Consider the following 23,481-nt stretch of genomic DNA (forward strand, 5'->3'; position numbering starts at 1 on the left):
GAAAAGAAAGGAAAACTTACATGCGTACTCAAGTAGCCAAACGCAACACCCTACTCTGGCAGTCCGCCGTTGACTTTGTAAAACGTCGGTACATGAAATCCTTTAACGCCATCATCGAACCATCTCCCGAGTACTTTTTAATCGTATTCGATAACCATGACTCCATTCAGTCGTGTGCCGGTTTCAGTTTCGCCAAGTCAGGCCCTCTATTGTCCGAATGTTATCTGGACTCACCGTCCGAGGAGACGCTGTCGAGAATCACCAACACCCGGATCGAACGCGACTGCATCGTCGAAATCGGCAATACCGCGTCGATCAATTCGGCTGCCGGCCAGACCCTGTTCAACATGCTCTCAATGGTGACCTGGTGCATGGGCGCACGCTACGTGCTGTGCACCTGCACACCCCAATTGATCAAATCGATGGGCTACTGCAACGTCAAGGTCCACAAGATCTGCGATGCCGACCCGCAACGCATGACCCCACAAGCGGAAGTCGAATGGGGCTCCTACTACGAGCAGACGCCCATCACTGGCTACATCAAGCTGGCCGAGATGAAGCATCACTATCACGAGACCGTCCTCAAGACCGTTTTCCGACTCGACATGCAGAGCGAGCAAGCAGCATGACGCATTTCGTCGAAGACTTGCTGGCCCAGGCCCAACGCACACCGGACGCCGTCTGCGTCGTCGATATTCCTGCGGCGGACGGCACGGGCGGGCGCCGCCTGACCTACACCCAGGTGCTGGAGCATGCCCGGCAGCTTGGGCAACACATGAACCGTCAGTTCACCGACGAAAAGCGCACCATCGGCATCGTCATGCGCAACAGCAGCGACTGGGTCATTGCCGACTTCGCCTGTCTGCTCTTCGGCTTCACCTCCTTGCCGCTGCCACTGGGTTTCAGTAAGTACCAGGCCGAACACCTGGCCTTCGAATGCTCGGGTTTCCTGGTCGATGACAAAGGCCTGGAGACGCTGGAAAAGCGCTGGGGAATCGACCTCAACGCCAGCCTTCTGGTCCATGTGCCCAGCGCACTTGAGACCCCGATTCCGCTGCCGGCGGGCCCACGCTTCATCGACAGCGCCGATGCTGAATGGATTTGCAAAGTCATCCACACCTCCGGCACCACCAGCAAGCCCAAAGGCGTGAAGCAAAGTCTGGGCGGCCTGAGCGCGGTGCTGCAATCGCTACTCGGCGTGGTCCCGGCCACCTTTCAGAAACGCTACCTGTCGGTGGTGCCGCTGAGCCTGTTGATCGAACAGGTCACGGCGGTCTACCTGCCACTGCTGTCCGGCGGCACGGTGTACTTTCTGGACGAGCACACGCCGCTGATCGGCGAGACTGGCTACACCACCTCGGCGATTCTTGCGCAACTGCTCAGAACCCGGGCGAGCGCGGTCACCGTACCGCCGATGATGCTCGACGTGTTCCTTGAAGTGGCCGAGCAAAACACCGACCCAGAGCTGCTGTCGTTGCTGCGCAACGAGTTGTACATCACCGCCGGTGGCGCTCCGATCAGCAGCGAAAAGCTGCAACGCCTGAGCGCGCAGGGTATTCAGGTTCATCAGGGTTACGGGCTGAGCGAGAACGGTTCGGTGGTGAGCGTCAACACCCCTGCCAACAGCAAGCTGGGCAGCGTTGGCAAACCCTTGCCGCACGTCCAGGTCCGGGTAACGGATCAGCAACGGGTAGAAATCAAAAGCACCTCAATGTTCCGGGGTTACTCCTGGATCGATCCGAGTGCCTGTTCCTTCACCGAGGATGGCTGGCTGCGCACAGGTGATATCGGCGAGTTCGATGACGAGGGCTTCCTGTTCATCACCGGACGCGAGAAAAACATCATCTGCCTGCCCAACGGCCGCAATGTTTCTCCGGAACAAATCGAGCTGGAGTTCAAAGAGCAAACCGGCGTGAACGATGCACTGATGTTCATGACCGCAGACAGTCAACTGGCGATCGTGCTCAGCGTCGGGCCGCAGTTCAACCACCAGCACACCCAGGACTGGGCGCAGCAGCGCTTCTCGGAAGTCGAGCGACCGCAGGCCATCTGGCCACTGGCGCCGGACGCCCCGCAGCTGCAAAGCCTCTATGCCCTCAACGGCCCGGCCCGTAGAGCCCACGCCACCGACCTGCATCGTCAACATGTACTCACTAAAGGACTAGCGACATGACTCAATCTACTTATCAGGCGAGTGTCATCACCGATCGCGCGTATGCCTTGAATGCCGACACCGCGGCGGTTTTCGAAGAGCTTTCGAATGCCGGCGTGATTATCTTCCGCAACTGCATCCAGTCGCTGGACGAGTTCGGTGCCTTCGTGAAAAAACACAGCTCGCGCCTGAGCCTGGACCCGGGCCGCGTGATCGCCAAAGGCGTTGCACAACTGGTGGACGCCGGCACCGACGCCGTAGGCCTGCACTGCGAAAACGGCAACGCGCCGATCTGGCCGGACCTGACATGGTTCTTCTGCGAAATCGCCCCTACCAAAGGTTCGCAAACCACCTTGTGCGATGGGGTGAAGGTCTACCAGGAACTCAGCGAAGAGGCTCGCCAGCGCTTCGAGAGCAGCCGTATCCGCTACCGCCGCACGGTACCGGGCGAAAAGTGGCGCAAGATCGTCTGCTACTACAAACCGGAAATCCAGCAGCTGGAAGACGCCAGTTTCGAGCACCTGAGCGAGATCATCGGCCAAGACCCCAACACTCGGATGGAATACAACCCAGGCACCGATTGCGTGGCCTATGCCTACAGCGTCCCAGCGTGCCAGACCTCCAGTTTCTGTGAGCACCCGGCCTTCGCCAACAGCATTCTCGGGCCGTCTTTCAACTACGAAAAACCGGTGATCGACTTCGAGAACGGCGAGGACATTCCTGCCAACCTGCTGGCGGAAATCACCGAGGTCACCGAGCGCAATACTCACACCGTGGGCTGGCAGGACCTGGACGTGGTGATGATCGACAACCGTCGGGTCATGCACGGCCGGCAAGCGATCATCGATGAGCAGCGTCGCATCTTCAATGCGCTGAGCTATCGGTAATGGCCGCCATGACGAATCACCCAGGGCAGACCTGGGCCGTCGAAGGCCAGTACGAAAGTTTCATCGATAACCACGGCCATCAACTGATTGACCTCAGCGGCGGGTTCTTCAGGCCGGGGTAATGCGATAAGCGCAACGGCGGGCATTCATCAGAATGTGTTCCACGCGCTCAACCCTGGCTTGCAGAACCTGCTCGAACACATTCAGTTCGGCACGGCAAAAACCCTGACACGCGGCGGCCGCCGCACAGATTGGACAATGGTTTTCGATCAACACGAAGGCCCCGTCCGGTTGCTCGCTCCACTCGGCCATATAGCCTTCACGGGCCCGCAGGGCCGCAAGGCGTTTGACCCGTTCCTGAAGGGTCTCGGCACCGGCCAGCTCTTGCAGGTACAAGGTGCGACTCTGCTGCTCGCGAACATCGATCAGACGATCGATGGCCTCGGGTCCGAAGGTCTCGCGGACAGTTTGCAAGAGCTGCACGGTCAGTTCCGAATGGGTATCGGGAAACCGCGCATGGCCGGCCGCCGTCAGGTGCCAGACCTGCGACGGGCGCCCCACGCCCCGGGCCTCGGACTGAGCCTCCACCAGGCCGCTGGCGGCCAGTTTGACGAACTGCTGGCGCGCCGCTTCCCCCGTGGTACCCAGCGCGCGTCCGGCATCGGCCGCCAGTTGCGGGCCGCGGGTCTTGAGCATGTGAAGCAGTCGGTCGGCTGGCGACATCGACACTTCATCCTGGTTTTCCAAGTATTTTCTTGACAAACAACGGACCCCGCAGCTTCAATAATTAAAGAATTTACTTGGTAAATCTAACCCAGGCCTTGAAAACAGGCAATTGACTCTCGCAATCCGTCGGGTCGCGAGTCAGAGCAGGAGGTTGTATGTCTACGGAAGAAAGCAGCTGGAGCGATTTACTCTCCGGAAAAAACGCCGCGCGATCCATCGCACTGTCAGGAGGCGTTGCGCTGCACGCGATCAATATTTACATCGCCACGACCATCCTGCCCTCAGTGGTCAAGGAAATCGGCGGGCTCGACCTGTACGCCTGGAACACCACACTGTTCGTCGTTGCATCGATCCTCGGCTCCGCGCTCACGGCCAAAGTCCTGCAACGCACAGGGCCACGTGTTTCCTATGCGATAGCCGCGTTATTTTTCCTCGCCGGCAGCTTCATCTGCGCACTGGCGCCGAGTATGCCGGTGATGCTGGTCGGTCGCTCGGTTCAAGGTCTGGGCGGTGGTTTGATGTTCGCCCTGTGCTACTCGATGATTCAGCTGGTGTTCGAAGAGCGTCTCTGGCCTCGAGCCATGGCCCTGGTCTCGGGTATGTGGGGGATCGCCACGCTGATCGGCCCGGCCATCGGCGGCATTTTTGCTGAAATGGATGCCTGGCGTGCCGCCTTTGGCGCGCTGGTCCCTGTGACGCTGGCGTACATCCTGCTGACCAGCAACGTGTTGCCAAAACGTGACATGAACCAACCGCCCGTGGGCCGCTTGCCCTTGCTGCAACTGTTCCTGCTGGCCGCGGCAGTGCTATCGGTATGCGCCGGCAGCGCCTCGTCGCTTCCAACCTGGAACCTGCTCGGCATAGGCCTCTGCCTGCTGCTGGTGTTTTTCCTGGTTCGTCATGAATCCAGCACCCTGACGCGCCTGCTGCCCAAGGACGCCTTGCGGCTCAATACCCCACTCTGTGCGCTGTACGCGACCATGGGGTTGTTGGTGATCGGCATGACCAGCGAGATCTTCGTACCGTACTTCCTGCAAACCCTGCACGGGCAGACGCCGCTGATTTCCGGCTACCTGGCGGCCCTCATGGCCGCTGGCTGGACGTTGTCTGAAGTGATGAGCTCCGGCTGGCGCGAGCGTGGCGTGCGCCGCGCAATCATCAGCGGCCCGGTGTTCGTACTGGTCGGACTGATCATCCTCGCCGTCACCACACCATTCAACAGTGGCGGAGACTGGGCACTGCTCACCCCGATCTGCATTGCCCTGACCCTGGTGGGATTCGGCATCGGCATCGGCTGGCCACACCTGCTGACCCGGGTCCTGCAAGTGGCCTCGGCCGAAGACCAGGACTCAGCCGCGTCCTCCATCACCACCGTACAGCTGTTCGCCACCGCACTCGGCGCCGCACTGGCCGGCATGATCGCCAACATGGCCGGGCTCAACGACCCTTCCAACGCCGAGGGCACCGCCAACGCCGCGCGCTGGCTGTTTGCGCTGTTTACCATTGCGCCGATTCTGGCACTGGTGACTGCGGTCCGTTCGGCGCGGATTCGGCCAGACCTCGCAGCGGCCTGAGCCGGCTCACGCTTCAATAAAAAACCCCGGCGTTGGCCGGGGTTCTTTTTGTATTCGGAAAGCAAAAAGCCCCGTAACTTTTCAGCTACGGGGCTTTCCATGTATTGCGTACAGCAGCCTGTGATTTGTCATACGCCGAAGCGCTGGAAGCCTTCCATAGCAGCCCGGCAGCCTGAATCGAGATCACCTGAACCTGATGCGAGAAGTGCCGCCTGCCCGGCCAGCAGTTGCCCGAGCTGGCGACCACTGAAGCGGATCTGCGACAGGCTCAGGGCAGTGAATCCGATCATCACCGCCGCCGGCCGTCGAACCTCCTGACAGAATTCGCTGACCGGTTGCAAGGCCAGCCCGATGGCGCTGGCACGGCGACAGAAGTCGGATTCGTCGCTGCCCGCAGGCAACTCCAGGACGAAGTGCAGACCGGCATGTTGCCCGGAAACCGAATAACCTCCCGGCGCCTGTTCCGCCAGGCAAGCCAACAGCACGTCACGACGTTCCTGATAGGCCTGGCGCGCCGAACGCAGGTAACGCACGAACGCCCCGCTCCTCATGTATTCCGCCAGCGCCGCCTGCTCGGTGACCCCAACAGAGCGGCCGGTGGTCTGCAGGGTAGCCAGCAGGCGATTGCGCAACGCCCTGGGCACCAGCATGAAACCGACGCGCAGCCCGGCGAACAGGGTTTTGTTGAAGCTGCCGCAGTAGATCACCCGGTCATTGCGGTCCAGGGCCTTGAGGGCCGCCAGTGGCGCGCTGTTGTAGTTGAATTCGCTGTCGTAGTCATCCTCCACCACCCAGGCATCGGTCCGGCTGGCCCAGTCCAGCAGGGCCAAACGCCGCGACACCGAGAGGGTCACCCCCAGCGGCGACTGGTGCGCGGGCGTGACATAGAGCAGCCGGGCATCGCAGTGCCGGCGCAGCGCCCCATCGTCGATGCCATCTTCGAGAACCGGGATATACACCAGCCGCGCTCCGGCCATGGAGAAAATCCTTTTCGCCGACAGGTAGCCCGGATCTTCGATACACACCTTGTCGCCCTGCATCACCAGGCTGCGGGCCACCAGATCCAGAGAGTGGCGAATGCCCGTGGTCACGATCAGGTCGTCCGGCTTGCAGCGGATGCCACGGTACTTGGCCAGGTAATCGGCAATCTGTTCGCGCAGGGCCAGCATGCCGCCCGGGTCCGGCGAACAGAGCAACTGCGCCGAGGCTTCGGCCATGGCCTTGACCACCGCCCGCGACCACACGCGAATGGGGAACAGCGCCGGGTCTGCCAGGCGCGCCACGAAGGGCTGCCCCACCCGGACCGCGGTCTCCAGCGCCGGCGGCGGTTCCGCTGGCGTCTGCTGCTCCCGCGCCTGGAGGGCCGCCCGGACCTGGGGCGCGCGGATAAAGAGATCGGGCACCACCGCACTGACCCGGGTCCCCGAACCCGACACCCGGGTCACATAACCTTCGCTGCGCAAGCGGTCGAAGACCGTTTCCACCGTCCCTCGGGACAGCGACCAGCGCAGCGCCAAGGTCCGCGTAGAGGGCAACTGGCTACCGGCGGGCAGGCGTTTTTCCAGGATCGCAGCGCGCAATGCCTCATAGGCACTTTCCTGCTTGGTCAACACCCGATTGCCATCGCTCAGGCTGCAGGGCTGGGGCAGATCAAGCGGAACAGAAACCTTGCCTCGACTCATAGTGGTCCAATCAAAATACTCATAAACGGCTCTCGGAATTAAACCACAAAGCGCCTAACGTCGCGGCCCTGTAATGGATACTCGAGGGCAACATGGCTTCTACAACACAACACCCTGAGTTCACCCTCGCGGTCATTGGCGGCGGTGGCACCTGCGTGGCGTTCCTGCATCTCTCGGCGCCTGCCGCTCGCCTCGCCTCGCCATTGCTCGCCCCTACGGAGTAACCCATGCCTGTAAAACCTCACCTGGCACCCTGGATCTGGTCGGCGCTGTTGCTGGTGGTCGTCTGCCTGCCACGCGTCACCATCGACATCTACCTGCCCTCATTGCCGGCGATGGCCGATGCCCTGCATGCCAGTGATGCCCAACTGCAACTGACCCTCACCCTGTACATGGTCGGGTACGCTTTTTCGATGCTGATCGGCGGCCCGCTCTGCGATCGTTTTGGCCGGCGGCCGGTGCTGATTGGCGGCACGGCGCTGTACCTGGTGGCGACCTTGGTGTGCGTGCTCGCCCGCAATGTCGAGATGCTGATCGTCGCCCGGATGCTCCAGGCCCTCGGTGGCTGCTGCGGCACGGTGATCGGCAGGGTCATGGTCCGCGACCGTTTCGACCGCCATGAACAGACCCGCCTGCTCAGCCGGATCTCCATGGGCATGGCCATTTCGCCGATGGTGGCCCCGATTATCGGCAGCCTTATCGAAACCGCCTTCGGCTGGCGTGGAGTGTTTGTGGCCCTGACCGTGATTGCCGCGCTGACGCTGATCCTGATCAGCCTGCTGCTGCCGGAAACCCGTCCGCCCGCCCAGCCTGAGACCCGCCAGCAAGGCACCCTGCACATTTACGCACGACTGCTGCGCGACCGCTATTTCCTGCGCTACTCTCTGGCCATAGGTTGCGTCTACTGCACCTACTTTCCGTTTATCGCCGAATCCTCGACCCTGCTGCAACGCACCCTGCACCTGTCCTCGATGGAATATGCCCAAGTGTTCGCCGTCACCGTGGCCGGTTATGTGCTGGGTTCCAATCTGTTCCGTCGCCTGTCCGCCAGACACGACGCCGATACCCTGATCGGCTACGCCATCGCCCTGAACCTGGCGGGCTCGTCGCTACTGATCATGGCCACCCGACTCTGGCCCGAGGCAGTGCTGTCGATCGTCTGCCCGATGCTGCTGATCATGCTCTCGGTGGGCATCGCCATCCCGGCCTGCCAACTGGCGGTACTGCAACCCTTCTCGGCCATTGCCGGCACCGCGTCCGGGCTGTTTTTCTTTATCCAGATGGCCATGACTGCGGTGTGCGGCTTCGTCACCGGCAAACTCTCGGATGGCAGCGTCTACCCGATGATCATCATGACCTCGATCTGCAGCGTCAGCTTCTGCCTGGTCTGGCGGCTGTTCAAATCAGAGGCTGCCCCGCTGGACGAGGCGCTGGGCGAACGCTGAAGCAACGCACCAGGAACGGCTTTTCGCGGTACGCCAGCAGCCTGAACCAGTGCCGCCGACGTCAGTGATTGCACGACGCCGCTGGCCAGGGTCAAGGGATCGCAGGCGGCGCTGGCCTGATACCGCACGCCAAATAAAAACGCCAGAAACGAAAAAGCCCCCGTAACTTTTCAGCTACGGGGGCTTTTTCTATGTAATGGCGGAGAGATAGGGATTCGAACCCTAGGTACCGGTGAAGGTACAACGGATTTCGAATCCGTCCCATTCGGCCACTCTGGCATCTCTCCAACGGCGCGCATCATAACAGCACATTCACCGGAAGCGAACCCCCTAAGTGAATTTTTTTCCGTGCTATCAGATGGTTGCGTCGATTACAGCGGTACGCCGAGGCGGTTGGCGACTTCTTCGTAGGCTTCGATGACGTCACCGAGGCCCTGACGGAAGCGGTCCTTGTCCATTTTCTTGCCGGTGGCCTTGTCCCACAGGCGGCAGCCGTCCGGGCTGAACTCGTCGCCGAGGACGATTTCACCGTGGAACACGCCGAATTCGAGTTTGAAGTCGACCAGCAGCAGGCCAGCGTCGTCGAACAGCTTGCTCAGGACTTCGTTGACCTTGAGCGACAGTTCTTTCATGCGAACCAGTTGCTCGGCCTTGCCCCAACCGAACGCCACGACGTGGGATTCGTTGATGAACGGGTCGCCCTTGGCGTCGTCCTTCAGGAACAGTTCGAAGGTGTAAGGGTTGAGTTTCATGCCCTCTTCGACGCCCAGACGCTTGACCAGGCTGCCGGCAGCATAGTTACGCACGACGCATTCGACCGGGATCATATCGAGCTTCTTCACCAGGCACTCGTTGTCGCCCAGCAGTTTGTCGAATTGGGTCGGCACGCCGGCTTCTTCGAGTTTCTGCATGATGAAGGCGTTGAACTTGTTGTTCACCATGCCTTTGCGGTCGAGCTGCTCGATGCGCTTGCCGTCGAACGCCGAGGTGTCGTTGCGAAACAGCAGGATCAAGCGGTCAGCGTCATCGGTCTTGTAAACCGATTTGGCTTTGCCGCGGTAGAGTTCTTCACGTTTTTCCATGATGGGCTCCGCTTGCTAAGTAGATGGGCTAGGCGATATGTCGCCAGTCGAGCCCTGAATCTTGATCGGCCAATTGCAGCCAGTCCGGGTCGCACCCGAGGGTGTCGACAAAACATTGCCGGGCCAGCTGCGGCAGGTTGTTCTTGCTGCTCAGATGGGCCAGCACCAGGTGTTGCAGGTCCTGCCAGCCCAACTCGGCCACCAGGCTTGCGGCCTGATGGTTGTTCAAATGTCCCAGTTCACCGCCTACCCGCTGCTTGAGAAAGTACGGGTAATGACCGCGGGCCAGCAGGTCGCGGCAATGGTTGGATTCGATCATCAATGCATCGAGATCCCGATAACCGTCCAACACCGTGGCGCAGTACGAACCAAGGTCGGTCAGCAGGCCGAAACGCCGCGAACCGTCACTGAAGACGTATTGCGTCGGTTCCTGCGCATCGTGGGCCACGGCAATGACGCCGATACTCAACCCGCCGATCTGCAACTGATCACCACCGGCGACAAAGCCTGCCGGTTCAACCGGTTTGCGCATCCCGCGCAAGGTGCCACGACTCAAGTAGACAGGAAGATTGTAGCGCCGAGACAGCAAACCCACGCCATGCACGTGGTCGGCATGTTCGTGGGTCACCAGTATCGCGCTCAACTGCGTCGGGCTTACACCCAGGCGCAGTAGGCGTTTTTCGGTTTCGCGCAAGGAGAAACCACAATCGACCAGGACGCACGTGTCATCACTGGCTATCAGCGTGCCATTCCCTTGGCTACCACTGCCGAGAACGGCGAAACGCATTTGATCAGCCCAGGTTGTCCTGAATCACGCCCAACACTTTGCGCGCCACTTCAGCCGGCGCAACGGTGTTGATGTTCTTCTCGACGGTCACTTGTACGCTCTCGCCAACCTTGCTCAGGCGAACCTGATAACGCTCGGCGCGGGCTTCAACTTCTTCCTTGCTCGGCGCGCTGCCGAACAGGCCGCTGAAGAAGCCTGGCTTCTCGTTTTTCTTCTCGGCTTTTTCGGAGAGGTTGATGTAGTACAGGCCCAGGCTGCGGTTGATGTCTTCAACACGCCATTCGCCCTTCTCCAACGCACGCCCAACGCTCGACCAGGCGCGGTCAAGGTCGGTACCGACGTTGAGCACCGGGTTACCGCTGCCGTCTTCAGTCAGGCTGACACGGTTTGGCGTATCGAAATCACGCGAAGCGAGCATGGAGACCGAACCGCCCTTCTCCGATGTGCGGCTCATGCTGGCGAGCATATCGTCGACCAGTGCAGCGTCCAGGCCAGTGTTGACCGAACGGTTGGTGAACGCGACATCGGCGCTGCTGCCGGCAGGACGCTGGGCGCTGACCACGTAGACTTCACTGGTGTTGCGCTGCACGCCTGGCTCGATGCGCACTCGCACGCGGGTTTCGCTGTCAGACGCAATGCCGGCACTGGTCATGCGTTTGGCCATCGTCGCCGAAAGCTGCTCAGGACGCTGCCAGCCCGTGGTGAACTCGCCGGTTTGCGGGCGCTGTTCATCCAGACGGAAACCGTTGTCCTGGAAGAACTGCACAGCCACTGGCCAGACTTCAGCCGGTGGATGCTGGGCCATGACCCAACGCGAGTCGCCGCTTTTTTGCAGGCTGTAATCGCTGGCATCGGCAATCGCCGACAACGGCTGCGGACGAGGAACGATGTATTCGCCCTTGAACGTGTCATTGGCCACGTTGCGCGGAATCGGCAACAGCGGGTCCAGGCGCTTGGAGGTATGGACATCCGGCGGCAGTTGCATCGGTGCAGTCTGTTGCGCTTCCAGGTAATCGCTACCACGGTCACGGAAGTAACCTTCCGGGCCCCAGATCCATCCGCAGCCACTGGTGCTGGAGATAATCAAGGCAAGTGCGGAAAGTCCGGCCATTCGCTTCATGCGTTGTACTTCCTCAATTAAACCAATACGCCGGACTGGCGCATGGCCTGTCGCAGCGGTTCGTGACAGGCTTCGCTGAGCCAGGTGAGCGGCAGACGAATACCGTCCGGCATCAAGCCCATTTCATGCAGCGCCCATTTCACGGGGATAGGGTTGGATTCGATAAACAGGGTTTTATTGAGCGGCATCAGCTTTTCATGGATCGCCCGGGCTTTCACGGCATCACCGTTCAAGGCGGCAATGCACAGATCGCTCATGTCACGCGGAGCAACGTTGGCGGTTACCGAGATATTGCCTTTGCCGCCGAGCAGGATCAGCTCGACTGCGGTGGCGTCGTCACCGGAAATCACCAGGAAGTCCTTGCTGACACCGTCCAGGATGGCCTTGGCGCGCGAAAGATCGCCCGTGGCTTCCTTGATACCGATGATGTTCTTCACGGTCGACAGGCGGATGACCGTCTCGGCCTGCATGTCGCACGCGGTACGACCCGGCACGTTGTAGAGGATCTGCGGGATGTCGACAGCTTCGGCGATGGTCTTGAAGTGCAGGTACAGGCCTTCTTGTGTCGGCTTGTTGTAGTACGGCGTTACCAGCAGGCACGCATCGGCGCCGGCGGTCTTCGCATTGGTGGTCAGTTCGATCGCTTCGCGCGTCGAATTGGCGCCGGTACCGGCGATCACCGGAATACGACCATTGACCTGCTTGACCACGCGACGAATCACTTCGATGTGTTCGTTCACGTCAAGGGTCGCCGACTCGCCTGTGGTGCCGACCGCCACAATGGCGTGGGTGCCGTTTTGCAGGTGAAAGTCCACCAGTTTGCTCAGGCTGTCCCAGTCAAGACGACCCTGTGCATCCATGGGTGTGACCAGTGCCACCATACTGCCCGCAATCATGCAACCGCTCCTGCCGGAAAAAGAGAACGGTAATGGTACTGGCGCCAAGATGCTTGTACAAGCGAAGTACTGCGCTCGCGCCATTCCCCTAGGCGCCGGTTTTCGCTACCCTTCAGACTTTGATCAGTACCGACAGGCTCGTACGCCGGGTTCCAGCCTCCACTTTCGACCTCACAAGCCCTGATCCTGCGTTGCCGCCTACCCGATCTCGCCTCACTGGAGCTCGCCGCAACCATCTGGCTCGGGCTTTTTGATTTCGCATCCGGACGCCCACCCCGACGAATCGGCCCCTAGTAAGTACCGACCGCTCATCGCTTTAGGAATGCTGCATGTCCACCCCCACAGTTCGCGAACAATTCCTTGTCATCAGTGCCCTCGGCGCCAACCCCATGGAGCTGACTAACGTCCTGTGCCGCGCCAGCCATGAAAATCGCTGCGCCGTGGTCACCTCTCGCCTGACCCGTCATGGTGAGTGCAGTGCGTTGGTCCTCGAGATTTCCGGTAGCTGGGACGCCTTGGCGCGCCTTGAAGGCAGCCTGTCGAGCCTCGCCAAAAAGCACGCCTTCACGGTCAATGTGGTACGCAGCGCGGCGCTGGAGAACCGTCCACAGGCCTTGCCCTATGTCGCCTATGTCAGCTCGGCTTACCGCTCGGACATCATCAACGAGCTGTGCCAGTTCTTCATGGACCACAACGTCGAGCTGGAAAACCTGACCTGCGACACCTATCAGGCGCCGCAAACCGGCGGCACCATGCTCAACGCCACGTTTACTGTGACGCTACCGGCCGGCGTGCAGATCAGTTGGCTGCGCGATCAGTTCCTGGATTTCGCCGACGCGCTGAACCTCGATGCGCTGATCGAACCGTGGCGCCCACAGAACCCAATGTAAGGAAGCTCCCATGGCCGTTGCTATCGACCAACCTGTCGCCGACTTCGAAGCGCCTGCCACGAGCGGGCAGATCGTCAGCCTCACAGCCCTCCAGGGCAAGCAAGTGGTGATCTACTTCTATCCCAAGGACAGCACGCCGGGTTGCACCACCGAAGGACAAGGCTTTCGCGATCAGTATGCACAGTTCACCGCGGCCAACACCGAAGTGTTCGGTGTGTCGCGCGACAGCTTGAAGTCCCACGAGAACTTCAAGTGCAAACAGGAGTTCCCGTTCGAGCTGATCAGCGACAAGGACGAAGCCATTTGTCAGCTGTTCGACGTGATCAAGCTGAAAAAGCTCTATGGCAAGGAATACATGGGCGTTGATCGCAGCACCTTCCTGATCGACAAGAGCGGTGTGCTGCGTCAGGAATGGCGCGGTGTGAAAGTGCCGGGGCATGTTGATGCAGTGCTGGCTGCAGCCCAAACGCTGAACAAGGCCTGATAACGAAAAAGATCGCAGCCTGCGGCAGCTCCTACAGAGGTACCGTGTTCGGCGTAGGAGCTGCCGCAGGCTGTGATCTTTTTCATCATTACAACAGCGGCGCGACAATTGGTTCTTTGCGCGGCCAGGCATCCAGCACTGCCTTGAACAGGGTGGCCAGCGGAATCGCGAAAAACACGCCCCAGAACCCCCATAGCCCGCCGAACAGAAGCACCGCGCAAATGATCGCCACCGGGTGCAGATTAACTGCCCCCGAAAACAGCAGTGGCACCAGCACATTGCCGTCCAGCACCTGAATGATCCCGTAGACCGCCATCAAGTAGATGAACTGATCGCTCCAGCCCCACTGGAACAAGGCAATCAACAGCACCGGCACGGTCACCACCACCGCCCCGACATACGGCACCACCACCGAAACGCCGACCAACAGCGCCAGCAGCGCAGCGTAGTTGAGCCCCAAGGCAACGAAGCCGATGTAGGTCACCCCGCCGCAAATGACCATTTCCATGACCTTGCCGCGAATGTAATTAGCGATCTGCCGGTTCATTTCTTCGGCAACGCGGGTGATCAGTGCACGCTCACGCGGGAGATACCCGCGGACCCACTGCCCGATCATCGCCCGGTCCTTGAGGAAGAAAAACACCAGAATCGGCACCAGCACCAGATAGATCATGATGTTCACCAGCAGTGGCAAGCTGGACAACGAGAACGTCAACGCCCACTGACCGAACTTGCCAATCTCGCCGCGCGCCACTTCGATGGCCTGCAGCACCTGTTCATCGGACACCAGATGCGGATAGCGCTTGGGCAGCAATAGCAGCAACGACTGCCATTTGGCGAGCATGCCTGGCAGCTCGTTGAACAAGGTAATCAGTTGATGCCAAAGCAACGGCAGCACCACGACCAGAAATAGCAGCAACATGCCCATGAACAACGCGAACACCAGCCCCACCGCGGCAGCACCGGGCAAATGCAGGCGTTCAAGGGTGCTGACCAGACCTTGCATCAGATACGCCAGCACCATCCCCGCCAATACTGGCGCGAGCATTCCGCCCAGGGTCAGGACCGCCGTGAAGGCCAGAAAGAGCAGAACGGCCAACACCACGGCCTCCTCGTCGGAGAAGTAGCGCTGAATCCAGTCGCGTAACACTTTGAACATCAATATTCCTTAACAATGAACGCCGCACACTCAGGCTTTTTTCAGCCAGTAGCGATAAACGCCAGCCTCGTCTTCTTCACGAAGCAGCGTATGACCGGCCAAACGGGCAAAGGTGCGGAAGTCGCGCTGCGAACCCGCATCGGTGGCGATCACCTTGAGTACTGCGCCGCTGGCCAGGCGATTGAGTTCTAGCTTGGCCTTGAGCAACGGCAATGGGCAGTTCAACCCACTGGCGTCCAGTTCGGCGTCATGCTCTACAGCGTCGGTCATTGCTTCACTCCGGACAGGTGATTGAGTGGTCTAGAATATCTGGTCGCAACGCATGTGTCCGGCTACAGTAAGGTCTTTGTCGACTAAGGCTTCGTGCATGACTTTTCTGCGCCCCACCCTGCTGACGCTCGCTTGCCTGCTAGCCTCACCAGGCTTTGCCGACGACCTGCCGTCACTTGGCGATGCCAGTTCTGCCATCGTATCGCCACAGCAGGAATACCAATTAGGCCGCGCATGGCTGGCGATGCTGCGCAGCCAGGTGTCACAGCTCAACGACCCACAGCTCAAGGATTACGTCGAGACCAGTGTCTACAAACTGGTGGAAACCAGTCAGGTCAACGACCGGCGCCTGGAGTTCATTCTGATCAACAGCCCGCAACTCAATGCCTTCGCCGCACCCGGCGGGATTGTCGGGGTCAACGGCGGCCTGTTTCTGAATGCCCAGACCGAAGGCGAATACGCCTCGGTACTCGCCCACGAACTGGCTCACGTGTCGCAACGCCACTTTGCTCGCGGCGTCGAAGCCTCGCAACGCATGCAAATCCCGATGATGGCCGCTCTGCTCGGCGGGATCATCGTGGCAGCGGCTGGCGCCGGAGACGCTGGTATCGCCGCCATCGCCAGCACCCAGGCAGCGGCCATTCAGGAGCAACTACGCTTCTCCCGGGAGAAGGAGCAGGAGGCCGACCGTATCGGCATGCTCAACCTCGAGAAAGCCGGTTACGACCCGCGCTCAATGCCGACCATGTTCGAACGCCTGATGCGCCAGTACCGCTTCGATTCCAAACCGCCCGAATTCCTGCTGACTCACCCGGTCACCGAATCGCGGATCGCCGACACCCGCAACCGTGCCGAGCAGTTCAAACCGGGCGGCAAGGAAGACAGCCAGACGTATCAATTGATTCGCGCGCGCGTCCAGTTGTTCTACGAAGACAGTCCAGGTCTTGCCGCTAAACGCTTTCGCGCCCAACTCGATGAAAACCCGAAGAGCGACGTAGCTCGTTATGGTCTGGCAATCGCCCAGATCAAAGGCAGCCAGTTCAATGACGCCCGCGAGAACCTCAAGCAGTTGCTGGCCAAGTCGCCTGACGAAATCATCTACAACCTGGCGCAAGTCGATCTGGACATCGTCAACAATCGCCTGCCGGATGCACAGACGCGGGTCGACCGGATGCTCGCGCAGTACCCGCGCAACTATCCGCTGAATCAGGTACGGGTCGACTTGTTGCTCAAGCAGAACCGCCCGGCTGACGCCGAGAAAGCCCTTGAAGTCCTGCTCAAGACCCGCCCGAACGATCCGGACGTCTGGTACATGGTGGCCGAGACTCGCGGCCTGTCCGGCAACATCATTGGCCTGCATCAGGCCCGTGCCGAGTACTTCGCACTGATCGGCGATTACCGTCAGGCGATCCAGCAACTGGACTTCGCCAAACGTCGCGCAGGCACCAACTTCCCGCTGTCGTCACGCATCGATGCGCGTCAACGGGAGCTGATGGAGCAAGAGCGCCTGGTCAAGGACATGATGGGCTGACGTTTCTTTGACCCATAAAAAACGCCTCTTTCGAGGCGTTTTTTATTCAGTGACTAACCGGTTTACTCGGCCAATTTGAAGGTAATGAAGCTGGCACGCCCTTGACGTAAGACCCGCATCGATACAGAGCGGTTCTTTGGCAGCGCCTGGGCGATTTCCGTGAACTCCTTGGCAGAACCAATCGCTTGATTGTTCAAGTGCGTAATCACGTCGCCTGGCTGCAGGCCGATCAGGGCAGCAGGACCTTCCTGAACGTCCTTGATCACCACGCCGCCCTTGAGGTCGTAGGCTTTCTTCTGCTCATCGCTCAAATCGGCCACGGCTACGCCCAGTCGATTGCTGCTGCGCTCGACACCGGGCTTGGCAAGGGCATCAAGCTCCTTGCCTTCTTCCGGAATCGCGCCAACCGTCAGCTCGACGTTCTTGCGCTTGCCGTCACGAATCACTTCGAGATTGGCCTTGGCATCGGCCTTGAGTGCGCCCACCAGATGCGGCAGATCCGCCGACATGACGATCGGCTGACCGTTCATGCTCAGGATCACGTCACCGACCTGCAAACCACCTTTGGCAGCCGGGCCACCCTCCTGGATCTGAGCCACCAGCGCACCGGCCGGTTTCTCCAGACCGAAGGACTCGGCGAGATCCTTGCTCACTTCCTGAATGACCACACCCAACCAGCCTCGGCTGACTTTCCCGCCACTTTTCAGCTGATTCGAAACATCCATGGCGACATCGATCGGGATCGCAAACGACACCCCCATGAAACCACCGGAACGGGTGTAGATCTGTGAGTTGATCCCTACCACTTCACCCGCCAGGTTGAACAGCGGACCACCCGAGTTACCCGGATTGATCGGCACATCGGTCTGGATGAACGGCACATAGTTTTCGTTCGGCAGGCTGCGACCAACGGCACTGACGATGCCTTGGGTCACAGTGTGGTCAAAACCAAATGGCGAACCGATGGCAACCACCCACTGCCCGGCTTTCAGGTCCTGGGATTTACCCAATTTGAGCACAGGCAGATCTTTGCCCTCGACCTTCAGCAACGCCACATCGGAACGTGGGTCAGTGCCGACCAACTTGGCTTTCAGTTCACTGCGATCAGCAAGACGCACGATGATTTCATCAGCATCGGCAATCACATGGTTGTTGGTCAGAATGTAGCCATCAGGCGAGATGATGAACCCTGAGCCCAGGGATTGCGCTTCACGCTGGCGACCACGAGGCGAACGCTGCTGCGGCGGCATGCCACGCTCAAGAAACTCGCGCAGCGCCGGCGGCAAGCCTTCCAGATCCGGAATATCCTGATTGGATACTTTGCGGTCCGGCAGCTTCTGCGTGGTACTGATGTTCACCACCGCAGGCGAGGCTTGCTCGACCAGCTGCGTGAAATCAGGCAGTTCGGCCGCCAGGGCACTGACTGCCTGACCGAGCACTAATACAGCGGCAAAAATGGAGAGGTAGGATTTCAAACGTGGTATCGACATACGGCTCCCGTTACGACGAGCATGGTTAAGCGATATGGAGCAAGGAATACCGGGAAACATACACCGGTACTTTTGTTCCGGGAACAACAAACAAGGCCAGAGCCGTGGGGCTCTGACCTATAGAAAATTTCTGGGAATTTTGCAAATAGAAATGCTCACCAAACATTTCGACATCTCAATTGTGGAATGGACAATTGCTGGCCTCTTTCACAACTAACTGGCTGCTCGATGAGCATCACTGGATCAACTCACTGCTTGGCCGCAGCGGCATCGGTGCGCATGGAGAGCGCAATCCGTTCAGCAGTACCGATCGGAATCTCACCGACCACGGTAACCATCATCTCGCCATCCGGCGTGGTCAGACGTCGCGAAACCGCGACGGTCGGGCCGAGCTGAGTACGCGTATCGGTAACCACTGCGCCATTGAGCGGCTCCAGGAATACCGAAAAACGTGCCAGACCGTCGTCATACATCAAACTGCTGACCTGGACTTTGGTCTCCGGATCCTTGTGCGCGCTGCTGCTGCTGAGTTCAAAACCTGGTGGCAACCAGTCGGAATGCCATACCTGAGCGGCTTTCACCGCTGACGCCTTGTCGCTGTCGAGCGCCACCGCCTTGCATTCGGAACTCGCCTGCAGATCACGCTCAGCCGGTACGTCAGTCGTATCCAGCCGGGTAAACTGGAAACGCTCCAGCAACTGCCCCTTGTCATTCAACAGCAATGATTTCAACGGCAGACCGGTTTCGCGGTCCAGGTGCAATTCAAAACCATAACGATGCTGATCACGCGGCGTCAGTGAAACAATCACCGCCGGGCGTCCAGCCACGCGCGACTTGCCGATGACGGCAAGGTCGTACCAATTCTTGAGCTTTTGCGGATCAAGTGCACGAGCAGAAGAGTCGGGGGAATCCCCCAGCCCTGCCACCAGGCTGCCGCTGACGCATTGAGTATGCCCATCAATACGGACGACTTCCTGAGCAGAACCGTCAAGCTGAAGCAAACGCTCGCGGACTCTGCCATCCTGGACGCGATGCCAGATGTTGTGGGTAGAAAAACTACCGTTACGCTCGTAGACGAAAGTACCTTGGAAGCTTTGCTGTTGTTCAGCCTGACTCAGACGGGTCAACCAGTCCTGAGCTTCATCTGCATAGGCTGGAACAACAAACCAGCCAGTGAGCAGCAGCGTAAGTAGAGGGATGGCGCGCATGATCCTCCTTAACGGTTTTCCAGGCTTGCCGCACGAGCGTAAGGCAGAGCGCTTTCAGTGCCTTTCAGTGCAGCTTGTTGAGCATGTTGGCGCAAGTAGCCTGGCAGACGCTGATCATGCCAGCCTGGCTGACCTTGCAATACGCCGTTGGCCATAGGACCAGTGGCTTCCGAACTCTCATTGTAGCCTGCCAAAACGGCTGGACCTTTTACTTGAGGAACGGCCAGACTCGGTTGAGTGGAGTGCTGGGCCAATTCGACACCGGCGATCTCATCCTGGTTGTACAGACGCACGCCAGCCAGAACAGCAAGGGTCACTGATGCGGCCACTGCCAGACGACCCAGGTTACGCCATGGACCACGAGTGGCTTTTGCCGGTACGGCTTCGTCAGCCAACGCTGCGGAAACGGCCGAAGCAATATCCAGACGCGGGATCAACAGGTCCTTGTGCATGACTGCCCGAGCGATCTGGTAACGGGCCCAGGTCTCGCGGGTTTCAACATCGTCAAAGGCATTTAATACCCGACGCAACTCCAGTTCGTCCGCTTCGTTATCCATCACTGCGGACAGCGATTCCTGCAGGGCTTCACGACTCATGGCGGTTCCTCTCTTGGCTGTCGCCGCTGTCTCAGCTTTCCTGCAACAACGGCTGCAGGGCTTTGTCGATGGCTTCCCGAGCGCGGAAAATCCGGGAGCGCACGGTACCCACCGGACACTGCATGACGCTCGCAATGTCCTCGTAACTCAGACCATCAAACTCACGTAAAGTTAATGCCGTACGTAAATCTTCTGGCAGTTGCTGGATGGTTCGATGGACGGTGCCTTCGATCTCATCACGCAGCAATGCACGTTCCGGCGACTCGAGATCCTTGAGGCCATGATCGCCATCGTAGAACTCCGCATCCTCAGAACTGACATCGCTATCCGGCGGCCGACGGCCACGTGAAACCAGATAGTTTTTCGCCGTGTTAATGGCGATGCGGTAAAGCCACGTATAAAACGCGCTGTCGCCGCGAAAATTTCCAAGTGCACGGTAGGCCTTGATAAAGGCTTCTTGTGCGACATCCTGGGCTTCATGGGTGTCGTGCACGAAACGCACGATCAACCCGAGAATTTTGTGCTGGTATTTCAGCACTAGCAGATCGAAAGCGCGCTTGTCGCCGCGTTGAACGCGCTCGACCAGCTGCTGATCCTCTTCCTGGGTTAGCATGAACACTCCTCGATAAGCTCGGAGGAGGCTTGCATAACTAATCGATCAGGCTTGCAAACATAGACTCGGGCTTTTCGCAAAAGTTCTCCCCCTCCAAGCAAGTTTCCTGCGCGCTCTGATTTGGCACACACGAAAGACGCAGCACGGGCTGGGCCGGCTGCGCGAATAATCTTGTCGTCGAATCCACCCGCAAAGACCAAAACACAAATCCTGCGTGAAACCGACGCTGTCCCTTGTCTCAGGCAACCTTCTATTGAGCTTCGGCGCCTGGCAAAGTTCCCAATCTTTATAGTCGCGTGAAACGAACAATGTGCTAGCGTGAGGCGAAAAATAGCGTTTCTTCGGCGATCAGGCTGCCGATTCAGCATTTGAATGGGTAAATTATCCGACACAACACCCAACCTTTTTCGTCACCATAGTTCCACATTGCCACGTAGGACCGACTATTGTGCCGATCCACCCCTCTATATACTAGTACGCTGCGTGGCTGTCTCGACTCGCCGATCAGGTGTCTTGCGCCAACCCCGACCCGGGTCGCTTTGAGCGGAATCCTGAAATGAGCCAACAGTTTCAACACGATGTTCTGGTAATTGGCAGCGGCGCTGCCGGTTTAAGTCTGGCACTGACCTTGCCCGATCATTTGCGCATTGCCGTACTGAGTAAAGGCAACCTCGCCAACGGTTCGACCTATTGGGCCCAGGGCGGTGTCGCTGCCGTGCTGGATGACACCGACACCGTTGAATCCCACGTCGATGACACCCTCAATGCCGGCGGTGGCCTGTGCCACGAAGATGCCGTGCGCTTTACCGTCGAGCACAGTCGCGAAGCGATTCAATGGCTGATCGATCAGGGCGTGCCGTTCACCCGCGACGAACAGTCCGGCACTGAAGACGGCGGTTTCGAGTTTCATTTGACCCGCGAAGGCGGCCACAGTCATCGGCGCATTATTCATGCCGCCGATGCCACAGGCGCTGCGATTTTCAATACTTTGCTTGATCAAGCACGGCAACGACCGAACATCGAGTTGCTGGAGCAACGGGTTGCCGTTGACCTGATCACCGAAAAGCGCCTGGGCCTGGAAGGTGATCGCTGCCTTGGCGCCTACGTACTCAATCGCAGCACCGGCGAAGTCGATACCTATGGCGCGCGCTTCGTGATCCTCGCCTCCGGCGGTGCCGCGAAAGTCTATCTCTACACCAGCAACCCCGACGGGGCTTGCGGCGACGGCATTGCCATGGCCTGGCGTTCAGGCTGCAGGGTGGCGAATCTGGAGTTCAACCAGTTCCACCCTACTTGCCTCTACCACCCACAAGCCAAAAGCTTCCTGATTACCGAAGCCCTGCGCGGTGAAGGCGCGCACTTGAAGCTGCCGAACGGCGAACGCTTCATGCAGCGCTTTGATCCGCGCGCCGAATTGGCGCCACGGGACATCGTCGCCCGGGCGATCGACCATGAAATGAAGCGCCTGGGTATCGACTGCGTATACCTGGACATCAGCCACAAGCCAGCGGCCTTCATCAAGTCGCACTTCCCGACGATGTACGAACGCTGCCTGGAATTCTCCATCGACATCACCCAGCAGCCGATCCCGGTGGTTCCGGCCGCACACTACACGTGCGGTGGAGTGATGGTCGACCAACACGGTCGCACCGACGTGTCAGGCCTGTATGCGATTGGCGAAACCAGCTTCACCGGCCTGCACGGCGCTAACCGCATGGCCAGCAACTCGCTGCTGGAGTGCTTCGTCTACGCCCGCTCGGCGGCGACAGACATTCTTGGACAATTGCCGCACGTCGCGATTCCGAGCGCCCTGCCCGCCTGGGACGCCAGTCAGGTCACCGACTCCGACGAAGACGTGATCATTGCGCACAACTGGGATGAGCTTCGGCGATTCATGTGGGACTACGTGGGCATCGTGCGCACCAACAAGCGCCTGCAACGCGCGCAGCATCGTGTGCGCCTGCTGCTGGACGAGATCGACGAGTTCTACAGTAACTACAAGGTCAGCCGGGATTTGATCGAACTGCGCAATCTGGCTCAGGTGGCCGAGCTGATGATTCGCTCAGCCATGGAGCGCAAGGAAAGTCGCGGCCTGCATTACACCCTCGATTACCCGAACATGCTGCCAGAGGCGCTGGACACTATTCTGGTGCCGCCCACCTACGCCGACTGAACTTGAGCCGGACCCGCAGGCGTCGGTGAACATCCACCGCCTGCGCATCACGCGGCACACAGATCGCCCGTACCCGCCGCTCACCGCGCAAACGAAAACGCAACACGACGACCAACGGTAGCGCCAGGCTGTCTGGACACAACTGGACTGCCTGCCAACCCGACAACTGATTCCACAACTGCCAACCATCGGCGTCCCGGCGCAAGCCGCAAAATGCCTGCGGGTGTGTCAGCAGAATCTGTCGCGGCAACACCCAGAAACAGTGAGCCACGCACAACGCGATGCCGAGCAAACTGGCCCATACCGGTATAGAAAGCAGAAACAGCGACCCCAGCGCGAACAGCTGGGCGAGAAGATAAGCCGCCAGCAACTGCCGTGAGGCATGCCAGCGGCACTCAAACGAGTTACTTGGGTTGGACACGGTCCAGAATCATGCGAACCATGCGCTGCAACTCAGGGTCTTCCGATTCGGCGCGTTCCATGAACCAGCCGAACATGTCCTGATCTTCGCATTCGAGCAGTTTGCGGTAGCAGTCGCGATCTACATCGTTGAGGTGCGGATAGACCTCTTTGACAAACGGCACGAGCAACACGTCAAGCTCAAGCATGCCGCGACGGCTGTGCCAGTAGAGGCGGTTCAGTTCAACATCTTCGACCATGGAGCGCTCCTCAAATAGAGCGCAAGTATACAGCCCCAATCCCTGTCGAACAGTCGG

General features: G+C 59.5%; 24 protein-coding genes and 1 tRNA gene. 10 read left to right on the forward strand and 15 right to left on the reverse strand.

Annotated features, from left to right (window positions below):
* Positions 1-20 precede the first annotated feature (20 nt).
* Genes BLL42_RS07195 through BLL42_RS07205 form a run of 3 tightly spaced genes read left to right on the forward strand, consistent with a single transcriptional unit; the run spans position 21 to position 3,039 of the window.
* The gene (locus BLL42_RS07195; protein WP_071551427.1) at positions 21-629 is read left to right on the forward strand and encodes a thermostable hemolysin; all 609 of its coding nucleotides are present in this window, start codon (positions 21-23) and stop codon (positions 627-629) included.
* Positions 626-2,173, forward strand: a complete 1,548-nt coding sequence (locus BLL42_RS07200) for an AMP-binding protein (protein WP_071551428.1) — start codon at positions 626-628, stop codon at positions 2,171-2,173. Before BLL42_RS07195 ends, BLL42_RS07200 begins: the two co-directional genes overlap by 4 nt.
* Positions 2,170-3,039 (forward strand): TauD/TfdA family dioxygenase, encoded by an 870-nt coding sequence (locus tag BLL42_RS07205; protein ID WP_071551429.1) that lies wholly within the window; start codon positions 2,170-2,172, stop codon positions 3,037-3,039. The genes BLL42_RS07200 and BLL42_RS07205 overlap by 4 nt, the downstream gene beginning before the upstream one ends.
* 108 nt (positions 3,040-3,147) lie before the next feature.
* Here the strand turns inward: BLL42_RS07205 and BLL42_RS07210 are convergent, their stop codons facing one another.
* A complete protein-coding gene (locus BLL42_RS07210) occupies positions 3,148-3,762 on the reverse strand; it encodes a helix-turn-helix transcriptional regulator (RefSeq protein ID WP_201788752.1) in 615 nt (204 codons plus the stop codon).
* A gap of 158 nt (positions 3,763-3,920) precedes the next feature.
* Here BLL42_RS07210 and BLL42_RS07215 point away from each other — a divergent pair, with 158 nt between their 5' ends.
* Entirely contained in the window at positions 3,921-5,339 is a 1,419-nt protein-coding gene (locus BLL42_RS07215) for an MFS transporter (RefSeq protein WP_071551431.1), read from the forward strand.
* Between the two features lie 128 nt (positions 5,340-5,467).
* Here the strand turns inward: BLL42_RS07215 and pdxR are convergent, their stop codons facing one another.
* Positions 5,468-7,021, reverse strand: a complete 1,554-nt coding sequence (gene pdxR, locus BLL42_RS07220) for a MocR-like pyridoxine biosynthesis transcription factor PdxR (RefSeq protein WP_071551432.1) — start codon at positions 7,019-7,021, stop codon at positions 5,468-5,470.
* Between the two features lie 92 nt (positions 7,022-7,113).
* Here pdxR and BLL42_RS30775 point away from each other — a divergent pair, with 92 nt between their 5' ends.
* Positions 7,114-7,245, forward strand: coding sequence for a hypothetical protein (locus BLL42_RS30775; RefSeq protein WP_269086209.1), 132 nt, complete (start codon positions 7,114-7,116; stop codon positions 7,243-7,245).
* Positions 7,246-7,248: 3 nt separating this feature from the next.
* Positions 7,249-8,466 carry a multidrug effflux MFS transporter gene (locus BLL42_RS07225; protein WP_071551433.1) on the forward strand — a complete coding sequence of 406 codons (1,218 nt, stop codon included), beginning with the start codon at positions 7,249-7,251 and terminating at the stop codon, positions 8,464-8,466.
* Positions 8,467-8,663: 197 nt separating this feature from the next.
* Here BLL42_RS07225 and BLL42_RS07230 read toward each other — a convergent pair.
* The 5 genes from BLL42_RS07230 to dapA form a co-directional block, all read right to left on the reverse strand.
* Positions 8,664-8,753, reverse strand: a tRNA-Ser gene (locus BLL42_RS07230).
* A gap of 84 nt (positions 8,754-8,837) precedes the next feature.
* The gene (purC, locus tag BLL42_RS07235; RefSeq protein WP_071551434.1) at positions 8,838-9,548 is read right to left on the reverse strand and encodes a phosphoribosylaminoimidazolesuccinocarboxamide synthase; all 711 of its coding nucleotides are present in this window, start codon (positions 9,546-9,548) and stop codon (positions 8,838-8,840) included.
* A 28-nt stretch (positions 9,549-9,576) separates the two neighbouring features.
* Positions 9,577-10,335 carry an MBL fold metallo-hydrolase gene (locus tag BLL42_RS07240; RefSeq protein ID WP_071551435.1) on the reverse strand — a complete coding sequence of 253 codons (759 nt, stop codon included), beginning with the start codon at positions 10,333-10,335 and terminating at the stop codon, positions 9,577-9,579.
* A 4-nt stretch (positions 10,336-10,339) separates the two neighbouring features.
* Positions 10,340-11,455, reverse strand: coding sequence for an NlpB/DapX family lipoprotein (bamC, locus tag BLL42_RS07245; RefSeq protein ID WP_071551436.1), 1,116 nt, complete (start codon positions 11,453-11,455; stop codon positions 10,340-10,342).
* 17 nt (positions 11,456-11,472) lie between these two features.
* The gene (gene dapA, locus BLL42_RS07250; RefSeq protein ID WP_054596114.1) at positions 11,473-12,351 is read right to left on the reverse strand and encodes a 4-hydroxy-tetrahydrodipicolinate synthase; all 879 of its coding nucleotides are present in this window, start codon (positions 12,349-12,351) and stop codon (positions 11,473-11,475) included.
* A 329-nt stretch (positions 12,352-12,680) separates the two neighbouring features.
* Here dapA and BLL42_RS07260 point away from each other — a divergent pair, with 329 nt between their 5' ends.
* Together BLL42_RS07260 and BLL42_RS07265 are read left to right on the forward strand one after the other, a co-directional pair.
* A complete protein-coding gene (locus BLL42_RS07260; protein ID WP_019692529.1) occupies positions 12,681-13,241 on the forward strand; it encodes a glycine cleavage system transcriptional repressor in 561 nt (186 codons plus the stop codon).
* A gap of 10 nt (positions 13,242-13,251) precedes the next feature.
* Entirely contained in the window at positions 13,252-13,725 is a 474-nt protein-coding gene (locus BLL42_RS07265) for a peroxiredoxin (RefSeq protein ID WP_071551437.1), read from the forward strand.
* An 88-nt stretch (positions 13,726-13,813) separates the two neighbouring features.
* Here the strand turns inward: BLL42_RS07265 and BLL42_RS07270 are convergent, their stop codons facing one another.
* Positions 13,814-14,884: an AI-2E family transporter gene (locus tag BLL42_RS07270; RefSeq protein ID WP_071551438.1), complete on the reverse strand. Its 1,071-nt coding sequence runs from the start codon at positions 14,882-14,884 to the stop codon at positions 13,814-13,816.
* A gap of 30 nt (positions 14,885-14,914) precedes the next feature.
* Positions 14,915-15,154 carry a sulfurtransferase TusA family protein gene (locus BLL42_RS07275; RefSeq protein WP_071551439.1) on the reverse strand — a complete coding sequence of 80 codons (240 nt, stop codon included), beginning with the start codon at positions 15,152-15,154 and terminating at the stop codon, positions 14,915-14,917.
* A gap of 97 nt (positions 15,155-15,251) precedes the next feature.
* Between BLL42_RS07275 and BLL42_RS07280 the strand changes: the two genes are divergently transcribed.
* The gene (locus BLL42_RS07280) at positions 15,252-16,685 is read left to right on the forward strand and encodes a M48 family metalloprotease (RefSeq protein WP_071551440.1); all 1,434 of its coding nucleotides are present in this window, start codon (positions 15,252-15,254) and stop codon (positions 16,683-16,685) included.
* A gap of 62 nt (positions 16,686-16,747) precedes the next feature.
* Here BLL42_RS07280 and BLL42_RS07285 read toward each other — a convergent pair whose 3' ends face one another.
* The 4 genes from BLL42_RS07285 to rpoE form a co-directional block, all read right to left on the reverse strand.
* Positions 16,748-18,175: a DegQ family serine endoprotease gene (locus BLL42_RS07285; protein WP_071551441.1), complete on the reverse strand. Its 1,428-nt coding sequence runs from the start codon at positions 18,173-18,175 to the stop codon at positions 16,748-16,750.
* Positions 18,176-18,423: 248 nt separating this feature from the next.
* On the reverse strand, positions 18,424-19,383 hold the full coding sequence (locus tag BLL42_RS07295) for a MucB/RseB C-terminal domain-containing protein (protein WP_071551443.1): 960 nt from the start codon (positions 19,381-19,383) through the stop codon (positions 18,424-18,426).
* Between the two features lie 8 nt (positions 19,384-19,391).
* Positions 19,392-19,979: a sigma-E factor negative regulatory protein gene (locus tag BLL42_RS07300; protein WP_071551444.1), complete on the reverse strand. Its 588-nt coding sequence runs from the start codon at positions 19,977-19,979 to the stop codon at positions 19,392-19,394.
* Positions 19,980-20,010: 31 nt separating this feature from the next.
* Positions 20,011-20,592, reverse strand: coding sequence for an RNA polymerase sigma factor RpoE/AlgU (gene rpoE, locus BLL42_RS07305; RefSeq protein ID WP_019692537.1), 582 nt, complete (start codon positions 20,590-20,592; stop codon positions 20,011-20,013).
* Between the two features lie 556 nt (positions 20,593-21,148).
* Between rpoE and nadB the strand changes: the two genes are divergently transcribed.
* On the forward strand, positions 21,149-22,765 hold the full coding sequence (gene nadB / locus BLL42_RS07310; protein ID WP_071551445.1) for an L-aspartate oxidase: 1,617 nt from the start codon (positions 21,149-21,151) through the stop codon (positions 22,763-22,765).
* On the opposite strand, the gene BLL42_RS07315 is transcribed toward nadB, so the two are convergent.
* Positions 22,734-23,186, reverse strand: coding sequence for a protein YgfX (locus tag BLL42_RS07315; protein ID WP_071551446.1), 453 nt, complete (start codon positions 23,184-23,186; stop codon positions 22,734-22,736). The genes nadB and BLL42_RS07315 overlap by 32 nt on opposite strands.
* Positions 23,170-23,424: an FAD assembly factor SdhE gene (locus BLL42_RS07320; protein ID WP_007944081.1), complete on the reverse strand. Its 255-nt coding sequence runs from the start codon at positions 23,422-23,424 to the stop codon at positions 23,170-23,172. The genes BLL42_RS07315 and BLL42_RS07320 overlap by 17 nt, the downstream gene beginning before the upstream one ends.
* Positions 23,425-23,481 lie beyond the last annotated feature (57 nt).

Source organism: Pseudomonas frederiksbergensis, assembly GCF_001874645.1.
Classification (GTDB): domain Bacteria; phylum Pseudomonadota; class Gammaproteobacteria; order Pseudomonadales; family Pseudomonadaceae; genus Aquipseudomonas; species Aquipseudomonas frederiksbergensis_B.

Bases quoted from the DNA above. Each gene is read 5' to 3' on its own strand.
- BLL42_RS07195 (WP_071551427.1), top strand. From the start codon at position 21: ATGCGTACTCAAGTAGCCAAACGCAACACCCTACTCTGGCAGTCCGCC.
- BLL42_RS07200 (WP_071551428.1), top strand. From the start codon at position 626: ATGACGCATTTCGTCGAAGACTTGCTGGCCCAGGCCCAACGCACACCG.
- BLL42_RS07205 (WP_071551429.1), top strand. From the start codon at position 2,170: ATGACTCAATCTACTTATCAGGCGAGTGTCATCACCGATCGCGCGTAT.
- BLL42_RS07210 (WP_201788752.1), bottom strand. From the start codon at position 3,762: ATGTCGCCAGCCGACCGACTGCTTCACATGCTCAAGACCCGCGGCCCG.
- BLL42_RS07215 (WP_071551431.1), top strand. From the start codon at position 3,921: ATGTCTACGGAAGAAAGCAGCTGGAGCGATTTACTCTCCGGAAAAAAC.
- pdxR (WP_071551432.1), bottom strand. From the start codon at position 7,021: ATGAGTCGAGGCAAGGTTTCTGTTCCGCTTGATCTGCCCCAGCCCTGC.
- BLL42_RS30775 (WP_269086209.1), top strand. From the start codon at position 7,114: ATGGCTTCTACAACACAACACCCTGAGTTCACCCTCGCGGTCATTGGC.
- BLL42_RS07225 (WP_071551433.1), top strand. From the start codon at position 7,249: ATGCCTGTAAAACCTCACCTGGCACCCTGGATCTGGTCGGCGCTGTTG.
- purC (WP_071551434.1), bottom strand. From the start codon at position 9,548: ATGGAAAAACGTGAAGAACTCTACCGCGGCAAAGCCAAATCGGTTTAC.
- BLL42_RS07240 (WP_071551435.1), bottom strand. From the start codon at position 10,335: ATGCGTTTCGCCGTTCTCGGCAGTGGTAGCCAAGGGAATGGCACGCTG.
- bamC (WP_071551436.1), bottom strand. From the start codon at position 11,455: ATGAAGCGAATGGCCGGACTTTCCGCACTTGCCTTGATTATCTCCAGC.
- dapA (WP_054596114.1), bottom strand. From the start codon at position 12,351: ATGATTGCGGGCAGTATGGTGGCACTGGTCACACCCATGGATGCACAG.
- BLL42_RS07260 (WP_019692529.1), top strand. From the start codon at position 12,681: ATGTCCACCCCCACAGTTCGCGAACAATTCCTTGTCATCAGTGCCCTC.
- BLL42_RS07265 (WP_071551437.1), top strand. From the start codon at position 13,252: ATGGCCGTTGCTATCGACCAACCTGTCGCCGACTTCGAAGCGCCTGCC.
- BLL42_RS07270 (WP_071551438.1), bottom strand. From the start codon at position 14,884: ATGTTCAAAGTGTTACGCGACTGGATTCAGCGCTACTTCTCCGACGAG.
- BLL42_RS07275 (WP_071551439.1), bottom strand. From the start codon at position 15,154: ATGACCGACGCTGTAGAGCATGACGCCGAACTGGACGCCAGTGGGTTG.
- BLL42_RS07280 (WP_071551440.1), top strand. From the start codon at position 15,252: ATGACTTTTCTGCGCCCCACCCTGCTGACGCTCGCTTGCCTGCTAGCC.
- BLL42_RS07285 (WP_071551441.1), bottom strand. From the start codon at position 18,175: ATGTCGATACCACGTTTGAAATCCTACCTCTCCATTTTTGCCGCTGTA.
- BLL42_RS07295 (WP_071551443.1), bottom strand. From the start codon at position 19,383: ATGCGCGCCATCCCTCTACTTACGCTGCTGCTCACTGGCTGGTTTGTT.
- BLL42_RS07300 (WP_071551444.1), bottom strand. From the start codon at position 19,979: ATGAGTCGTGAAGCCCTGCAGGAATCGCTGTCCGCAGTGATGGATAAC.
- rpoE (WP_019692537.1), bottom strand. From the start codon at position 20,592: ATGCTAACCCAGGAAGAGGATCAGCAGCTGGTCGAGCGCGTTCAACGC.
- nadB (WP_071551445.1), top strand. From the start codon at position 21,149: ATGAGCCAACAGTTTCAACACGATGTTCTGGTAATTGGCAGCGGCGCT.
- BLL42_RS07320 (WP_007944081.1), bottom strand. From the start codon at position 23,424: ATGGTCGAAGATGTTGAACTGAACCGCCTCTACTGGCACAGCCGTCGC.